The organism is Nibrella viscosa, from assembly GCF_039541875.1.
Classification (GTDB): Bacteria; Bacteroidota; Bacteroidia; order Cytophagales; family Spirosomataceae; genus Nibrella; species Nibrella viscosa.
Window position 1 is genome coordinate 71,906 of record NZ_BAABHB010000012.1, and the last position, 15,936, is coordinate 87,841.

At 52.9% G+C, this 15,936-nt stretch carries 15 protein-coding genes; 9 read left to right on the forward strand and 6 right to left on the reverse strand.

Annotated features, from left to right (window positions below):
* The first annotated feature begins 115 nt into the window (after positions 1–115).
* Entirely contained in the window at positions 116–871 is a 756-nt protein-coding gene (locus tag ABD931_RS22545) for a porin family protein (RefSeq protein ID WP_345270248.1), read from the forward strand.
* Between the two features lie 144 nt (positions 872–1,015).
* Here the strand turns inward: ABD931_RS22545 and ABD931_RS22550 are convergent, their stop codons facing one another.
* From ABD931_RS22550 to ABD931_RS22560, 3 genes are all read right to left on the reverse strand, one after another.
* The gene (locus ABD931_RS22550; RefSeq protein WP_345270249.1) at positions 1,016–1,903 is read right to left on the reverse strand and encodes an NAD(P)H-binding protein; all 888 of its coding nucleotides are present in this window, start codon (positions 1,901–1,903) and stop codon (positions 1,016–1,018) included.
* Positions 1,904–1,984: 81 nt separating this feature from the next.
* Positions 1,985–2,914, reverse strand: coding sequence for a citrulline utilization hydrolase CtlX (gene ctlX / locus ABD931_RS22555; protein ID WP_345270250.1), 930 nt, complete (start codon positions 2,912–2,914; stop codon positions 1,985–1,987).
* 71 nt (positions 2,915–2,985) lie between these two features.
* On the reverse strand, positions 2,986–4,449 hold the full coding sequence (locus tag ABD931_RS22560; RefSeq protein WP_345270251.1) for an arginine deiminase family protein: 1,464 nt from the start codon (positions 4,447–4,449) through the stop codon (positions 2,986–2,988).
* Positions 4,450–4,609: 160 nt separating this feature from the next.
* Between ABD931_RS22560 and sufC the strand changes: the two genes are divergently transcribed.
* The 6 genes from sufC (at position 4,610) to ABD931_RS22590 (ending at position 9,723) form a co-directional block, all read left to right on the forward strand.
* Positions 4,610–5,365 carry a Fe-S cluster assembly ATPase SufC gene (gene sufC, locus ABD931_RS22565; RefSeq protein ID WP_345270252.1) on the forward strand — a complete coding sequence of 252 codons (756 nt, stop codon included), beginning with the start codon at positions 4,610–4,612 and terminating at the stop codon, positions 5,363–5,365.
* Positions 5,366–5,475: 110 nt separating this feature from the next.
* Positions 5,476–6,801, forward strand: coding sequence for a Fe-S cluster assembly protein SufD (sufD, locus tag ABD931_RS22570; protein WP_345270253.1), 1,326 nt, complete (start codon positions 5,476–5,478; stop codon positions 6,799–6,801).
* A 129-nt stretch (positions 6,802–6,930) separates the two neighbouring features.
* Entirely contained in the window at positions 6,931–8,166 is a 1,236-nt protein-coding gene (locus tag ABD931_RS22575; protein WP_345270254.1) for a SufS family cysteine desulfurase, read from the forward strand.
* 308 nt (positions 8,167–8,474) lie between these two features.
* On the forward strand, positions 8,475–8,909 hold the full coding sequence (locus ABD931_RS22580; RefSeq protein WP_345270255.1) for a SufE family protein: 435 nt from the start codon (positions 8,475–8,477) through the stop codon (positions 8,907–8,909).
* Between the two features lie 25 nt (positions 8,910–8,934).
* Positions 8,935–9,246: a DUF59 domain-containing protein gene (locus ABD931_RS22585; RefSeq protein ID WP_345270256.1), complete on the forward strand. Its 312-nt coding sequence runs from the start codon at positions 8,935–8,937 to the stop codon at positions 9,244–9,246.
* A gap of 45 nt (positions 9,247–9,291) precedes the next feature.
* On the forward strand, positions 9,292–9,723 hold the full coding sequence (locus tag ABD931_RS22590; RefSeq protein WP_345270257.1) for a BrxA/BrxB family bacilliredoxin: 432 nt from the start codon (positions 9,292–9,294) through the stop codon (positions 9,721–9,723).
* 68 nt (positions 9,724–9,791) lie between these two features.
* Here the strand turns inward: ABD931_RS22590 and ABD931_RS22595 are convergent, their stop codons facing one another.
* On the reverse strand, positions 9,792–10,763 hold the full coding sequence (locus tag ABD931_RS22595; RefSeq protein WP_345270258.1) for a glycosyltransferase family 2 protein: 972 nt from the start codon (positions 10,761–10,763) through the stop codon (positions 9,792–9,794).
* A 362-nt stretch (positions 10,764–11,125) separates the two neighbouring features.
* Between ABD931_RS22595 and ABD931_RS22600 the strand changes: the two genes are divergently transcribed.
* Positions 11,126–11,878, forward strand: coding sequence for an SDR family NAD(P)-dependent oxidoreductase (locus ABD931_RS22600; protein WP_345270259.1), 753 nt, complete (start codon positions 11,126–11,128; stop codon positions 11,876–11,878).
* Between the two features lie 5 nt (positions 11,879–11,883).
* On the opposite strand, the gene ABD931_RS22605 is transcribed toward ABD931_RS22600, so the two are convergent.
* Together ABD931_RS22605 and ABD931_RS22610 are read right to left on the reverse strand one after the other, a co-directional pair.
* The gene (locus ABD931_RS22605; RefSeq protein ID WP_345270260.1) at positions 11,884–12,546 is read right to left on the reverse strand and encodes an alpha/beta hydrolase; all 663 of its coding nucleotides are present in this window, start codon (positions 12,544–12,546) and stop codon (positions 11,884–11,886) included.
* Positions 12,547–12,625: 79 nt separating this feature from the next.
* Entirely contained in the window at positions 12,626–14,449 is a 1,824-nt protein-coding gene (locus ABD931_RS22610; RefSeq protein WP_345270262.1) for a DUF885 domain-containing protein, read from the reverse strand.
* Between the two features lie 230 nt (positions 14,450–14,679).
* Here ABD931_RS22610 and ABD931_RS22615 point away from each other — a divergent pair, with 230 nt between their 5' ends.
* The gene (locus tag ABD931_RS22615; protein WP_345270263.1) at positions 14,680–15,936 is read left to right on the forward strand and encodes an efflux RND transporter periplasmic adaptor subunit; all 1,257 of its coding nucleotides are present in this window, start codon (positions 14,680–14,682) and stop codon (positions 15,934–15,936) included.

Below are 15,936 nucleotides of genomic sequence, written 5' to 3' on the forward strand. Positions count from 1 at the left end.
CGGTTGTTTACGCCTTTTTACCGATAAATCAGTTGGCATACCGCTTCCTCAGCCATTAGTTGATAATTACCGGGTTTCTCGTCACATTTGCCTAAAAGCCAATTAACCCAGGTCAATGAAACACACGCTTTGTCTTATCCTGATAACCTGTAGCTCCGGGCTATTGCCGGCGCAGCCCAGGCTGTCATCTGCCACAGCCCGGCCGACTCCTTCGGCGGCCAAAACGCCCGCTCGCTCACAAGCGGTAGCGCCAACCCGGCCCATAGCCGGCCGCTCCGGTTTTAGCGTCGGTCTGCGGGGGGGTGTCAACCGCAGTATGGTAACCCGGGAAGACCTCAACAATATTGAGGGGGCGCAGCAGGAATATACCCCCGGTTATCACGCAGGCCTGGTGCTGAACATGGGGGGGCCAGTGTTTTCGGTGCAACCCGAAGTCTTACTCAACCAGTATAATTTTCGCTATACGCTGAGCCAGGGTAGCCGAAGCGGCTTTGCCGAGGGAACCATCAACGCGCTGGAGGTGCCGGTGCTGCTGAAAGCTTCGTTCGGCGGACGTACGCTCCGGTTCTTTGTCAACGGCGGAGCCTTTGGCACGTATTTCCTGAACGGCCGGGTCAAGGGTGTAGCCACGCTGAACAACCTGGCGATAGACCTCTCCGGCCCTATTGAGCGGGAAGGCTTCAGCGAGCGGTTCGGCTACGGGGTTACCGGCGGGCTGGGATTATCGGTCCGGTTAGGCCCCGGCAACCTGCTGCTGGAAGGGCGCTATAACTACGCCATCGATAATACCCAGCGTACCAGCGAGGGGGAGACCAAAGCCAGGTTATACATGGCCTCCCTGGGCTACCTGATTCCTTTAGGTGGCCGGTAATTTACGTGAACAGTAGTGTTTATGATACGAATAGTGACGGCTTATGGCCGTCATCTATTTTTTCAAGCGCCCCGGTAATTTGGTGACTTTGCATCCGGCTTTGCCGGCAAAAAAGACAATCTAGCCTAGGATATTACCTGCCCATCAGCCCTGAAACGCCGGCGCAAAGTTGGTACGGGCAAAATCTTCCAGTTTGATTTTTTCGAGGGTGGTGCGGTTCTGCCAATAGTCTTCCTGCATAATGCCGGTCCGCATGGCCGCACCCATCTCCGTATAACTGCGGGCAACCTCTTCGTTGAGCCCGGCCTGTAGCAGTCCCTGTAGGTTTTGTTCATCGGAAAACACGATCCAGGGGATCTCCGGCTTGCCGATAGCCTCGCCTAATACCCTGGCGATTTCGTCGCCGGTGCGTTCGTCACCCACGATATAGCGAACACGCTTACCGGTAAAATCGAGATTCAACAGTTCGTGCAGGGCTACTCCGGCAATATCGCTGGGGTGGACCAGCGCCACTTTTTCTTCCGGGTTGCCAAAATTACCGCCCAGAATACCCGCATTCTTTACCATCGGAATCAGCGACATGAAGTTGGGCATGAAATAAGCCGGACGCAGAAACTTAACGTTCAGCGCATCAATGGTTTTCAGCTTTTCTTCCAGATCATGCAGGCCGCTTATTGGCCCAACCCCTTCGCGGTGAGCGCCGATGCTGCTGAGCACAACCGCAAACCGGATGTCATTTGCCTTAAGGGCTTCAACATAATTGTCGTTAATGACATTTTGCCAGGCGCGCCAGTTGGTAGGGTTCCAGTTAGGAGGTACCATCAGGTACACGGCATCAGCGTCGGCAAACGCCTGCTTCACAAACGCGCCGTCTTCCAGGCTACCCACGGCGGCTTTTGCCCCCAGGGCTTCAATTTCGCTGGTGTTTTCGGCTTTGCTGGTAATTACCGTAACGGAATGCCCGGCCTTAACCAAGCCTTCGGTAATGGGTCGGCCGGTATGGCCCAGTGACCCGGTGATGGTGTAGTTCATGTGTGTAGCGTAAAACGGAGCGGATCGCCGAAGCGATTATATTCCGTTTAGAAACGATCCCAAATGAAATATAATTCCGTTTTACTTGCGTGGCAGATGCACTTCCGCCATCATGCAGCGGGCAGAGCCTCCGCCATTGCCTTCAATCGTTCCCAGGTCGAAATGCAGCAGGGTAGCGTAATCGTTGAGGGTATCAATCTGGCGGAGGGTCAGCGATTTATAGGCCTGGGTAGACATAACCAGCAGCTTCTCCCCCTTCCGATTATGAATCAGCAGCATATTACCGGCAAAACTGGCCATCTGCTCCAGGGATAGCTCAATGATGTCTTTACCGAGCTTCTCCAGTTCGTGACGTACCAGTAGCCGCTCATCCAGGTCTTTGATGGCCCGCAGGCAGATAACGGCAAACGTGTCGCCCATGCACATCACCACATTGGTATGGTATACGGGCATTCCCCCGACATCATACGCGTGGAAAGGCACTACCCGGTAACCGGTTCGCCGGCTGAACTCCATGAGCACGTCCTCGTGCGTGCGGGCCGACAGGCAGGCGAAGGCCACGCGGTTCATCCGGTCGAGCACCAGGCTGCCTGTTCCTTCCAAATACTTCCCCTCCTGCTCAAACGGCGTGAGGTCAACCACTTTAGACACATGGAACTGTTGGCTGAGGTCGTCGATAATGTCGTTGCGCCGTTCGAGCCGCCGGTTTTCAGCCTGCATCGGGTACAGTACGACCGTACCGCTGGCGTGAAAGGAGATCCAATTGTTGGGAAAAATGGAGTCCGGGGTATACGGCTCCTGGAGATCTTCATACACAATCACATCCACACCGAGCGCGTTCAGATGCCGCACCATTTCGTCGAACTCCCGAAGGGCATTTTCCTGAGCATTATCTTTTGTCTGAACCGCTACAACCGGGTCCTGAAAGGCGTTGGTTCCTGCGGTTTGCTCGTTAAAAGCAAAACAAACCGGGCGGATCATTAGAATGCGTGAAGTGGCTTGCGATTGCATAACGTTCTTTACAGTTCGGGGGTTAATCAACTAATCTGGCCTCAATTTACGACAAAAATTGCATTTTGGGGCTATAGCTCATCCCGGAGCAGGGGCAAACTCATGCAGTGTGACCCGCCACGCGCCCGCGACAACTCAGCCGACGGCAGCATAATGAAGGTATTTTCGATGGTTTCGGGCGACGATTCGCCCCGTTCAAACCGGTCGAGCAGATCGGCAGCCGACACCACATCGAAACCGGCCTCCCGGAAGGCTTCGGCGGTTTTGTCGTTGCGGTCGTAGCCAATCACTACGCCATCTTTCAGAGCCAGCAGGTTGCAGGAGTCGGTCCATTGCTCCCGTGCGCCAAACGGGAATTCGTTGTTCCCCGAATAAACAAACTGAACCGGATCCTTACAGCCCAGATCGTTTTTGCTAATGTCGGCCAGCAGATCTTCCAGGTTCTCCATTTCAATAGGCTTATGCTCCAGCCCTTTGATAAACTGCAGAATCCGAAGGTCTTCCGACACATCTTTAGGCGCAAAAAAGTGAATCACATCCCGCTGTTTAGCCTCGTCGCCCAGGCGGCCCAGCGAGGCCAGCAACACCCATACATTCCGCTTTACCTGCGTAAAAATGGTGTCGATATGCATGTAATCCCGCTTTTTCGGAATCCTGATGATCGTCACCGTATCCACCAGATTTTTTTCGAACACAATCCGCATCACCTGCTCAGCCGCATAGAGCGTGGTACGTTCGCTGCAGCCGATCAGCAAATGACGCTTTGAAATCATCATCACATCGCCCCCTTCCAGCGTCGAGCGGGTCAGGTCTTTGTTAGCCTCCCCGTCGGCCATCAAGAAGGCGTGTTCGTTATCGGGTATCTCAATAATCTTGTCCTTATAATCGGCAAAGATCGGGTGATTAAAAAAGATATACTGTGCCAGCAGCGCTTCGCGGGTGCGGGCCAGTTTGGCAGGCTTGTTGAGCAGGATATGGTCGTTGATAACAATGCCAATATCGCGGGTAAAGATGAAGTTAGGTAGAGGAGCAAACAGCATGGTCCGGTCCGGCAGCGAGCCTGATATCAGGATTTTAGCCAGCTCTACAGGGTCAAACTCCTGCAGCAGTTGCTGCGTTTTGACGGAGGCACGCTCTACGGCGCAGATGGATGCAATCAGCTTGATCCGGATCAGGTTATCGGTCAGAATGTCTGACAGCAGGCACTGTAAATCGATAACCTTATCGGACTTGAAGTATTCCGGGTGGTCGGGCTTAAAAAACGCCCGGTCTTTGGTTGGTGCCAGATCGGCAATACGGCCCCGAACCTTGTCGGGATCCAAAAAGTACAGCAACAGTTTTACGTAAAAATCATATTCATCCCGGCGCATCATGTCGATATGCACGATGTCTTCAAACAGCCAGTCCTGAGCCTTGGAGGGAATTACTTTGCCCAAGCCCCGGTCGGGGCTGTGGATCAACAAACGGCGGAGCGTTCCGATTTCCGAAGAAACCTGTATGGGCTGAGTAGCAACAGATAGTTTTCCATTACGCATAAAAGCAGGTGGTTATTAGATTCGCAAAATACGGTACTACTTTACAATTAAGTGCAGGGGCCATCAACTTTTAGCGGGGCAATATTGTTATCTTACAAGGTACATAAGTATTCATCTGTTACCTTTGCAGCGTTAATACAGCCGTTACAATTAACCTACTATGCTTTCTATCAGCAATTTACAAGCCTCAATCGGCGATAAGCAAATATTAAAAGGGATTAACCTGGACGTAAACGCCGGCGAAGTTCATGCCATTATGGGTCCGAACGGTTCCGGTAAAAGTACGCTGGCTTCGGTATTGGCCGGCCGCGAAGATTACGAAATTACCGAAGGCAGTGTCCTGTTCGACGGCAAAGACCTGCTGGACATGGCCCCGGAAGAGCGGGCAGCCGAAGGCATCTTCCTGGCCTTTCAATATCCGGTCGAAATTCCGGGGGTCAGCACGACCAACTTCCTGCGCACCGCGCTCAACGAAATTCGTAAATACCGGGGACAGGACCCGCTCGACGCCGTGCAGTTCCTGAAACGGATGAAAGAAAAAATGAAGCTGGTCAATATTGACCAGTCGCTGCTCAGCCGGGCTCTGAACGAAGGGTTCTCCGGTGGCGAAAAGAAACGGAACGAGATCTTCCAGTTGGCCATGCTGGAGCCGAAGCTGGCTATTCTCGACGAAACGGATTCGGGTCTGGATATTGATGCACTGCGGATTGTGGCCGAAGGCGTCAACAAACTGCGCTCTCCGGAGCGGGCAACCATTGTGGTAACGCACTACCAGCGTCTGCTCGACTACATTGTGCCTGACTTTGTACATGTGCTTTACAAAGGCCGTATTGTGAAATCCGGCCCGAAAGAACTTGCCTACGAACTCGAAGAAAAAGGATACGACTGGATTAAAGCCGAAGTAGAAGCAGCATAAAAATATCGTTTGAGGTTTGAGGTTTGAGATTTGAAGTTTAAAAACGCCCAAACATATGGAGCGGTTACAACTTCAAACCTCAAACTTCAAACCTCAAACTTCAAACGCAAATGACTCCATCAAATCAATCCTATAACGATCTGAAGAACCGGCTGGTGACGGCGTTCCGCGAAGCAGAAGAACGCATGAACGGCGAGAGCAAAACGCCCCTGCATCAGCTACGCCGGCAGGCGCTCCAACAGTTCGACCGGCTGGGTTTCCCGACCGTCAAGCATGAAGAATGGAAATATTCCAACGTCAGCGGGCTTACCAAAGAGGTATTCGACTTTAACGCCGACGGTACGCTGGAAGCCGATGCCCTGGAGGAACTGCAAATCCCCAATCTGGAAGGCAATATTCTGTATTTTGTCAACGGCACTTACCATCCGGAGCTGTCGCGTGTGGTTAGCTCCTCCTCCCAGTTGCAGATCCTAAGCTTTGCCGATGCGGTAAAAATGGACCCCGAACTGGTGGGTAGTTACTTCGCCCGCTACGCCGACTACCAGGACAATGCCTTTACGGCGCTGAACACCGCTTTTGCCAACGACGGCGTGGTGGTGTGGGTACCCGACAACACTACAGTGGAAACGCCGATTATTCTGCGGTATATTAACGACGCCCGGCAGAAAAACGTAGCGGCCCAGCCCCGTAACCTGATTGTGGCCGGCCGTAATTCGGAGGTTATTGTGGCCGAATCGTACCGGACCCTGGGCGACCGGGCCAGTTTTGTCAATACAGTGACCGAGATTGTGCTGGCGCAGGATGCCCGCGTGCAACACTACAAAGTACAGAGTGAGTCTGACAAATCGTACCATATCGGTACTACCCAGGTCAATCAGGCGGATAACAGCCATTTTTACTCCGTTACGGTTACGCTGAACGGCAGCTTTGTGCGCAATAACCTGAACATTGTTCTTGACGGGCAGCATTGCGAAGCGTTTATGTATGGCCTGTACCTGCCCGATGGCCGGCAGCATGTGGATAACCACACGCTGGTTGACCACGCCAAACCGAACTCGTACAGCAACGAACTGTACAAGGGAATTCTGGAAGACCGCTCTACCGGTGTTTTCAACGGCAAAATCTTTGTACGCCCCGATGCCCAGAAAACCAACGCTTACCAGTCGTGCAAAAACGTGGTACTGTCGCCCGACGCGTCCATGAATACCAAGCCGCAGCTGGAGATCTTCGCCGATGACGTGAAGTGCTCACACGGTACTACTACGGGCAAGCTGGACGAAGAAGCGTTGTTCTACCTGCGGTCGCGGGGTATCCCGAAAGCCGAAGCGCAATCGCTGCTGATGTACGCCTTCGCCGAAGACGTTCTCAGTCAGATCAAGATCGGCCCTATCAAAGAATACCTGGAGCGCATTGTGGTGGAGAAACTCTCCAAATAATGATGAATGATGAATGATGAATGATGAATGTTTATGCGCCAGCCCATTCATCGTCTATCATTCATCATTATTAATGCACCTTTCCCCTACCATTGTTGTTGTATTTCTGTACAACTTACTCGACTTTTCATGCAGACGGCAACGGATATATTAGACATTCAGCGGATACGGAACGACTTCCCGGTGCTGCATCAGCAAATCAACGGCAGACCTTTGGTCTATCTCGATAACGCAGCTACCACGCAGAAGCCGCGCCCGGTACTGAATGCCCTCATCCACTATTACGAAGGATATAACGCCAACATTCACCGGGGTATTCACCACCTGGCCGAGAAAGCTACGGCTGCGTTTGAAGCCTCGCGTAAAAGCATTCAGCAGTTTCTGAATGCCGCGCACCCGGAAGAAATTATTTTTACTTACGGCACCACCGACGGCATTAATCTAGTAGCCCAGTCTTTCGGCCGCCGGTTTCTGAAAGAAGGCGACGAGATCATTATCTCTACGCTGGAGCACCACTCCAACATTGTGCCCTGGCAGATGCTGTGCGAGGAGAAAGGCTGTATATTAAAGGTTATCCCGGTTGATGATGCCGGCGACCTGATTCTGGAGGAATACGAGCAACTGCTGTCGGAGCGGACCAAGTTTGTGTCGGTGGTTCACGTCTCCAATGCCTTAGGTACGATTAATCCGGTGCAGGCTATTATCGAAAAGGCACATGCCGTCGGAGCCGTAGTCCTGATTGATGGCGCACAGGCTACCTCGCATATCGACATCGACGTGCAGGCGCTGGATGTTGATTTCTATGTGTTGTCGGCCCATAAACTGTATGGCCCTACCGGCATGGGAGTTTTGTACGGCAAGAAAGCCCTGCTCGAAGCCATGCCGCCGTACCGGGGTGGTGGCGAAATGATTAAGGAAGTTACGTTTGAAAAGACAACCTACAACGATCTGCCTTATAAGTTTGAAGCCGGCACACCCAATATTGCCGACGTTATTGCCGTAAAAGTGGCTCTGGAATATCTGGAAACGCTGGGCAAAGCCAATGTAGCAGCTCATGAGACTGACCTGCTTCGGTACGCCACCGAACAACTCAGCGAGATCGAGGGGTTGCGGATTATAGGTCAGGCTAAAGAAAAGATCAGCGTGGTTTCGTTTGTGATGGATGGCATTCACCACCAGGACATCGGCGTGATTCTGGATCAGCAGGGCATTGCCGTCCGGACGGGTCACCACTGCACGCAACCGCTGATGCGCCGGTTTGGTCTTACCGGAACTACGCGGGCGTCTTTTTCGGTTTATAACACCAGAGAAGAGATAGACCGGCTGGTGCAGGGCCTGCACCGTGTCCGGAAAATGATGTTGTAGTAGTCAGTAACGTCTTAGTGTTTATGTTGAGCACAGCAAAAATTTACGAAAAGGCAATCGAGGCTGCCGAACGGGGTACTGTACACCTGCACGAAGATGTCATGAAGGAGGCTCGTCATTGGCTACAGCAATAACGTAGCTTGATGAGGCTAAAGAAGATTTTCGTGATGTAATTCATTATTTATCCCGTTCATCGCTGGCTTATGCTCAACGGTGGGCAACTATCGTGTTCTGTACATATACATCAATTTCACGATAACAATAGCGGCAATCAGGCATACAGCAACGCCCTTAGGAAAACTTTAATAATGACCATTAACGAGAAGCAGGACGAAATTATCGAGGAGTTTGAGCTATTTGACGATCCGCTCGATAAAACGCAATATATCATTGATTTGGGCAGGAAGTTGCCTCCGCTGCCTGAGCAATACAAGCAGGACGACAATTTGATCCGGGGTTGTCAGTCGCAGGTATGGCTAGGTGCCGAAATGCATGGCGACAAACTGCACTTTTACGGTGACAGTGAGCCCACGGCCCAGATTTCGAAAGGCCTGATTAGCCTGCTGATTCGAGTATTGTCGGATGAGAGCCCGGAAGAAGTAGCAAAGGCAGACCTGTACTTTATCAATAAAGTAGGCATGAGTAATCTGGTAACGTCAAGGCGGGCCGGTGGTCTGGCCTCGATGATCAGCCAGATGAAACGGTATGGCGCTTTGTATGCCGGTCAGCAATCTAACGTCTAATGTCTCTTGTCCATTTGCTAAAACCATGACAGACGAACAATTGAAAGAAGAAGTGATAATGGCTATAAAGGGCGTATATGATCCGGAAATTCCGGTGGATGTGTACGAACTGGGCCTTATCTATGATATTAAGATCTTTCCGGTCAACAACGTTTATATTCTGATGACGCTGACCTCCCCGTCCTGCCCCTCGGCGGGTACGATCCCGACCGAAATCGAAGAAAAGGTACGAGCCATTGAACGCGTCAATGATGTGAGTGTGGAACTGACGTTTGATCCGCCCTACACCACCGAAATGATGTCGGAGGTAGCTAAACTTGAACTTGGATTTATGTAGAATAGTAAAAAGGTAACCAATCAACCAATTAACTAAAAAACTGATATGTATCCTCCTCAATTAGTTGCTCCTATGAAAGCGGAACTGCTGAATGCCGGTTTCGAAGATCTGGCTACCGCCGGGCAGGTGGTAGACACCATGGAGAACGCCGAAGGTACTATGCTGGTGGTGGTAAACTCGGTTTGCGGGTGTGCCGCCGGAGCCGCCCGTCCGGGTGTGCTGGCTGCCCTGCAGCGCAGCGAGGTAAAGCCTGATAAACTGGTAACCGTTTTTGCTGGTGTCGATCAGGAAGCCACGGCCAAAATGCGGGAATACCTGCTGCCCTATCCACCGTCTTCACCGTCGATCGGTATTTTCAAGGATGGTGAGTTGGTACATTTTATCGAGCGCCACCATATTGAAGGTCGTTCGGCTCAGATGATCGCCCAACACCTGGAAATGGCATTTGAAGAATTCTGCGACGAAGCAAAAGCCTGATAAGCCAATGAAAGAAGAAGCCCCACTGTATGGTACAGTGGGGCTTCTTCTTTCATTGATCTCTATTTTTACCAGTAAAGAACTTTATACTTTACGGCACCATGTAGCCGCCAGTATACCGACAAAAACGGCTTAGCCAGCGCCGTAGCTACTGCGTAGGTAAGGTGTTTCGGGTCGGCACCTTCTGCTGCTACCCGACCCATAATCAGGGTGAGCGCCAACATAAACCAGAGGGCAAAACTAAGTCCGGCAACAAAAACATTACCCATCATCAACGCCATCAGCCCAATCAGCACGCTACAGACTGAGGCATAATAGCGGACGATCTGACTACGATACATTGGAATCCGCTGCCTGAACAGCTCAGGATGGCGCTTGTACAGCAAAGCATCGTAACTCTGTTTTCGCTCCTCTTTCAGGCTGGTCCACCACGACGACTGCTGGATCGGATGGATAATCCGAACATCCGGACATTTTGTAATGGGAACCCCCAGTTGAAGCAGCTTAAACTGCAGGTCGCTATCTTCGCGCCAGGCAATATCAAACTGCTCTTCAAAGCCGCCCACCCGCTGCAGAATGGACCGCAATATAAAGCAGTTGGTCGTCACAAAACTAATAGAATCGGCAAAGGTAACACGCTCATGATTAGTGGTCCGATCTTTAACCGGAACCCGAACCTGGCCTGATATAACTTGAGCTCCCCGCTTGAAAACAGCCAGAGCGTTGCTCAGCCAGTCAGGTTGCGGCAGACAATCGTCTTCTGTAAAGGCAATAATGCGTCCACGGGCAGCCTTCCAGCCTCGGTTACGGGCCGCTGCCATACCCAGGCGCTGCGGTTGAGCCAGATAACGTGTTTCAATACCCGTGGTCCGAATAAATTCGGCTACCGTCTCGGCGGTAGCTTCATCCTTGGCGTCGTCAACTACAATTATTTCGAATTGTCCGTATGGGAGTCGTTGCTGACTCAGGGCATCCAGGCAATTCATTAGTAAATCAGGTCGGTGATACGTCGGTATCACAACAGTTATTTCGGGTGTCATACTTGTGCGGATGCTAGTCCGGTATAGTTTGTTCGATAGATAAAGCGAGTAAACGTGATGGCATTTCAGTTACTATACCAACAAATTTGAGGCCGGATTTTGCGGTTGAGCACCAGCTGTTTATTATTCGGTTACAAGCGCTGAGCAAACGGTAAAAGCACCTGTATATGAACACCATACACTACCAGCATAGCTCCGCGTGTACCACCGAATGCCTCCTCAACTCGTAGAGTTATTACACAAATGTGGAAGATTAACCTCAGGCCGGCCCGATAGTTTGGGTATTTATCGGTAGTCATACAAATGCAGAATACCACTATTTTTACGGCCGTACATATTGACCCCTATCCCTCACAGCTATTATGTCTCGTATCGCCCTGATTACCGGCGCATCCTCGGGTATCGGCCGGGCCACCGCCGAAGCCTTCGCTAAACTCAACATCCAACTGATCCTGTGCGGACGCCGGCAGGACCGGCTCACCGAATTACAGAATCAACTCAGCCAGTCGGTACCGGTTACTACCCTGACGTTTGATGTCCGGGACCGGCAGGCTGTAGAGGCCGCCATTCAGTCCCTGCCGGACGCGTGGCAGGCCATTGACATTCTGGTGAACAACGCCGGCAACGCCCACGGACTGGCTCCTATTCAGGATGGCGACCCGGAAGACTGGGACCTGATGATCGACGGCAACGTGCAGGGCCTGCTGTACGTATCGAAAGCCGTGATCCCCGGCATGGTAAGCCGGCAGCGGGGGCATATTGTCAACCTGAGTTCCATAGCCGGCAAGCAGACTTACGCTAACGGGGCCGTGTATTGTGCGTCGAAAGCCGCCGTAGAAGCCCTGAGCGAAGGTATGCGGCTGGATCTGACCCAGCACGGCATTAAAGTCACCAACATTGCACCGGGTGCCGTAGAAACGGAGTTTTCGATGGTACGCTTCAAAGGGGATGCCCAACGGGCGGCAAAGGTGTACGAAGGGTTTGAACCCCTAACCGCCGAAGACATTGCCGATACGATCGTGTATGCCGTAACCGCCCCGGCCAGGGTCACCATCGCCGACATAACGATACTGGCCGGGGCTCAGTCAGCCGCCACGACCATTCACCGCAAATAAGCCGCTTACCGACGGGACTGCGTAGCCAGTTGTTGCAGGATACCCCGATCAACCGAGTGAGTGCCGTTGTAGGCAATGACCTGCATCGCCGGTACTTCCTGTTTCAGCCGGTTAAGGTAAACGGCGGCATTGTCCATCTGTTCAATGTACTCGTCGCGGGTGCCGTAGATGTAGGCGGTATCTACGCCCGATAGTTTAGCGGGGTCAATGACATCGGCTAGCCCTTTCGAGAAAAATCCGGCCCAGAGCAGCAGCCGGTCGCAGCGGATATGACCGGCATTGAGCCAGCGGCAAACGGCCGCGCATCCCTGCGAAAAACCCATCAGGTTGATGGTAAGGCTATTGGTATCGTAGCCCTGCAATACAGCATCATAAAGGGTATTCAGGTAATTGAGGGTATCGCTGATCTCGTTGAGCCGATCCTCCCGGGTCATCCAGGAGGCTCCAATGCGGCTGTACTGCGGGTCCAGGTACAGCCGCGACAGCCCTTCCGGTGCTACTATGTACCTTTGGCCGTCGTCCAGCACGTCAAATTTCCGGATGAAGTACTGCGCCAGTTGGCCGTAGCCGTGCAGCACAAACCAGACGTGGCGCGTCTGATCATTAAGTGTGCCTAACGTATAATACCGGGCTGTACGGGTAACTTTCAGGTGGTGTTCGTGTGCCATATTTGTACCCCGGAATGGAATTCCGGATGTCGAGGACAAAAACCGGACCGGGTCGCCGGGCAATGGGATTCCGTTCTACTTACCGACCGGAATGAGATTCCGGTTTACGGTACGTCGTGACCTTCTTCCGGTAAATATACGCGTCTACTATCGTCTTCAGCACCGGCATGGTTACCGTACCCTGGGCCAGCAGCTCATCGTGAAATTCGCGGATATCGAATGCAGCGCCCAGTTCGGCTTCGGCTTTCCGGCGCAGTTCTTTGATTTTCAGTTCCCCGATCTTATACGAGAGCGCCTGCCCCGGCCAGGAGATATAGCGGTCGGTTTCAGTGCGGCATTCGTGGAGCGAAAGGGCAGTATTGTCCTGAAGGTACTTCATCGCCTGATCCCGTGACCAGCCGAAGGCGTGAATGCCGGTATCGACCACCAGTCGGCAGGCCCGCCACATCTCGTAGGTCAGCCGGCCGAAATCGCTGTAGGGGTCCTGGTAAAAGCCCATTTCGCGGCCCAGCCATTCGGTATACAGCGCCCAGCCTTCCCCGAACGCGTTGACGTAGAGGTTTTGCCGGAAGGCCGGCAGATCCGTCAACTCCTGCGCCAGCGCCGTCTGCAGGTGATGACCCGGCACGGCCTCGTGGAGCGTAAGCGCTTCCAGCGTGTAGAGGGTACGGCTTTTCAGGTCATAGGTATTCACCCAGTAATAGCCCGCATTTTTGCTTTTGATGGACGCCCCGCTGTAGCGTCCGCCCGTGTACTTCGGAGCCAGGTAATCCGGCACGGGCGCTACGCCGAACGGCTGCCGGGGCAGTTTACCGAAAAAGGTCGGTAGCTGCGCTTCGGCTTGTTTGGCGATATAAGCCGCTTCTTTCAGCAGGTCTTTCGGTGTCTTGGGGTAGAATTGCGGGTCAGTACGCAGAAAGACTAAAAACTCAGCGAAAGACCCTTTGAAGCCACTCCTGCGCATGACGCTGTCCATTTCGGTCCGTATCCGGGCAACTTCTTTTAAGCCCAGTTCATGCACCTGCCGGGCGGTCATGGGCAGGGTAGTATAATACCGCACCCGTTGTTCGTAATAATCCAGACCATCAGGCCAGTTGGAAACGCCTATTTTCGTCGGAGCCTTTGGCAGGTACTCGGTATCAAAAAAGGTCTTCACCATCCGGAAACCGGCAGCCACACTGTCCATGATCGCCCGGCGACCATCGGCCAGCAGCCGGCTTCGCTCCGACTCCGGGAAGGTAGCCGGCATACGGCTAAATGGTCGCCAGAACTGGCTTTTCTCAGGCTGATCGACAATGTGTGGCTCGTAGGTTGTTTCGTAGCCTTCCAGGATTACGGCCGGCTGGGCAATACCCAGCGTCAGTCCTTTCCGCATCAGGTCGATATGCTGACGCACATAGCGCGGAAAGTCCCTGAGCTTCGCGAGATAGTTTTCAAATTCCTGTACATTCGCCGGAGTTGCTGAGGCATTACCCACGAAGCCGATGTGAAAGCCGTAATCGACCAGAATCGGGTTCAGGTAGGATTTATACCGTACCTGCTCCACCTCGTTCTGAAACACAAACCGGAGCAGTTCGGCCGTAATCCGCTCATCGGCTGGTAGCGAGCGGACGTCGATGGCCGTTACCTGTTTCAGCAGGTTTTCGTATGAAGCCCCCCGCCGGATATGATCGGCTTCCGAAAAAGACCCTAAAGGGTTAGTTGTCCGGCCTGTCCCCCGTCGGGAATACTCCTGCCCCTGAAACTGCTGGTAGGCTTTCAATACCGCATTGAGTTGCTCCGTTGCCAAGTTGGTTGCAGCCGGTTGTGCCGTCGCCGGACGGTTCGGTCGTGGAGCCGTTCGGGGCTGGGCAAGGGCACTAAGGGTCAGCAGCAGGCAGGGGATCAGGGGCAGCATCTTCATGGTTATTCAAGCTGGTTACGGACCCCTGAATCTACATATTTCTTTCCTGCAATGCTCAATTGTTTCCCACCAATTGGGTAAACTGTCAACCAGCGTCCTGTTCGCTCCCGCACATCCTGTGCGCAATCGCACACTTCCCGAAACCAATCAATCAGTTAACCATCTACGAATCAGCAAGTTAGCACCTGGCACGGCTTTTGGCTTATTGAGAGCAAACCCACACCACTACCATGGATAGAGAACTTGCCCCCGAGATTGCCAGACAGAGCCGCAACAAAGGCGTAGTTGTGGGCTTAATTGCCATCACCGCCCTTGTTGCAGCCATCTGGCTATTCCGCAATGTATTGAAAACCTCCGTCGACAGCGCTAAAATCCGAACGGGGGTAGCCGAAGTTGGCAGCGTAGAAAACACGCTGAATGCCACCGGCGAAGTGATTCCGGCCTACGAGCAGATTATTACCACACCGATCCGGGCCGGCATCAAACGCGTGCTGCTGACACCCGGCACACAGGTGAAACCCGGTCAGGCCATTCTCGAACTTGACAAATCGCTGTCGCTGATTGAGTATGAGAAAATGAAAGACCAGCTTTCGCTGAAGCGCAACGGCATCGACCAACTCAAAATGAAGCTGAACAAAAACCTGTACGATGCCGAAATCAACGACAAAATCAAATCGCTGAACATCAACCGCCTGCGAGCCGAGTGGGAAGATACCAAACGGCTCCAGAAAGTAGGCGGCAAAACGCAGGAAGACGTCACCCGCGCCGAAAACGCCCTGCGCATTGCTGAGCTGGAGAAAAAGCAACTCGAAAACGACCTCAACTACAATCGCCAGTCGATGGGGGCCAGCGTCCGGGAGTCTACGCTACAGGCCCAGATCGAAGAAAAAAACCTCCAGGAAATGGAGCGTAAGCTAAAGCAGGCCGACATCCTGACCGACCGCGCCGGGGTGCTGACCTGGGTCAACGAAAACATCGGCTCGGCGGTGAACGAGGGCGAAATGCTCGCCAAAGTAGCCGACCTCGCCAGCTTCCGCATTGAAGGTTCCTGCTCCGACGTATACGCCGATCAGGTAAAAACCGGGTTGCCGGTGGTGGTGAAGGTGAACGAAACTACCTTACGGGGCATCATCACGCAGGTAAAGCCGTCGGTGCAGAACGGCGTTATTCAGTTTACGGTGCAGTTGGACAACAACCGCCACGCATCGCTCCGGCCTAAAATGAAAGTCGAGGTATTCATCGTGACCGAAAGTGCCGCCAAAGCCGTGCGGGTACCCAACGGGCCGGCCTTTAAAGGGAAACGGAAACAGTATGTATTCGTGCTCGAAAACGGAGTAGCCCAACGTCGGGAAGTTGAAGTTGGCCTGAGCAATTTCGATTACGTCGAAATCAAAAGCGGCATTCAGCCGGGGGAAAAAGTCATCATTACTGATCTGAGCCAATACGAGCATTTACAGGAGCTGACCATCGACACCGACAGCCAGTAA

Bases quoted from the DNA above. Each gene is read 5' to 3' on its own strand.
- ABD931_RS22595 (WP_345270258.1), bottom strand. From the start codon at position 10,763: ATGACACCCGAAATAACTGTTGTGATACCGACGTATCACCGACCTGAT.
- ABD931_RS22575 (WP_345270254.1), top strand. From the start codon at position 6,931: ATGCAGACGGCAACGGATATATTAGACATTCAGCGGATACGGAACGAC.
- ABD931_RS22545 (WP_345270248.1), top strand. From the start codon at position 116: ATGAAACACACGCTTTGTCTTATCCTGATAACCTGTAGCTCCGGGCTA.
- sufD (WP_345270253.1), top strand. From the start codon at position 5,476: ATGACTCCATCAAATCAATCCTATAACGATCTGAAGAACCGGCTGGTG.
- ABD931_RS22560 (WP_345270251.1), bottom strand. From the start codon at position 4,449: ATGCGTAATGGAAAACTATCTGTTGCTACTCAGCCCATACAGGTTTCT.
- ABD931_RS22600 (WP_345270259.1), top strand. From the start codon at position 11,126: ATGTCTCGTATCGCCCTGATTACCGGCGCATCCTCGGGTATCGGCCGG.
- ABD931_RS22610 (WP_345270262.1), bottom strand. From the start codon at position 14,449: ATGAAGATGCTGCCCCTGATCCCCTGCCTGCTGCTGACCCTTAGTGCC.
- ABD931_RS22585 (WP_345270256.1), top strand. From the start codon at position 8,935: ATGACAGACGAACAATTGAAAGAAGAAGTGATAATGGCTATAAAGGGC.
- ABD931_RS22605 (WP_345270260.1), bottom strand. From the start codon at position 12,546: ATGGCACACGAACACCACCTGAAAGTTACCCGTACAGCCCGGTATTAT.
- ABD931_RS22580 (WP_345270255.1), top strand. From the start codon at position 8,475: ATGACCATTAACGAGAAGCAGGACGAAATTATCGAGGAGTTTGAGCTA.
- ABD931_RS22550 (WP_345270249.1), bottom strand. From the start codon at position 1,903: ATGAACTACACCATCACCGGGTCACTGGGCCATACCGGCCGACCCATT.
- ctlX (WP_345270250.1), bottom strand. From the start codon at position 2,914: ATGCAATCGCAAGCCACTTCACGCATTCTAATGATCCGCCCGGTTTGT.
- ABD931_RS22590 (WP_345270257.1), top strand. From the start codon at position 9,292: ATGTATCCTCCTCAATTAGTTGCTCCTATGAAAGCGGAACTGCTGAAT.
- sufC (WP_345270252.1), top strand. From the start codon at position 4,610: ATGCTTTCTATCAGCAATTTACAAGCCTCAATCGGCGATAAGCAAATA.
- ABD931_RS22615 (WP_345270263.1), top strand. From the start codon at position 14,680: ATGGATAGAGAACTTGCCCCCGAGATTGCCAGACAGAGCCGCAACAAA.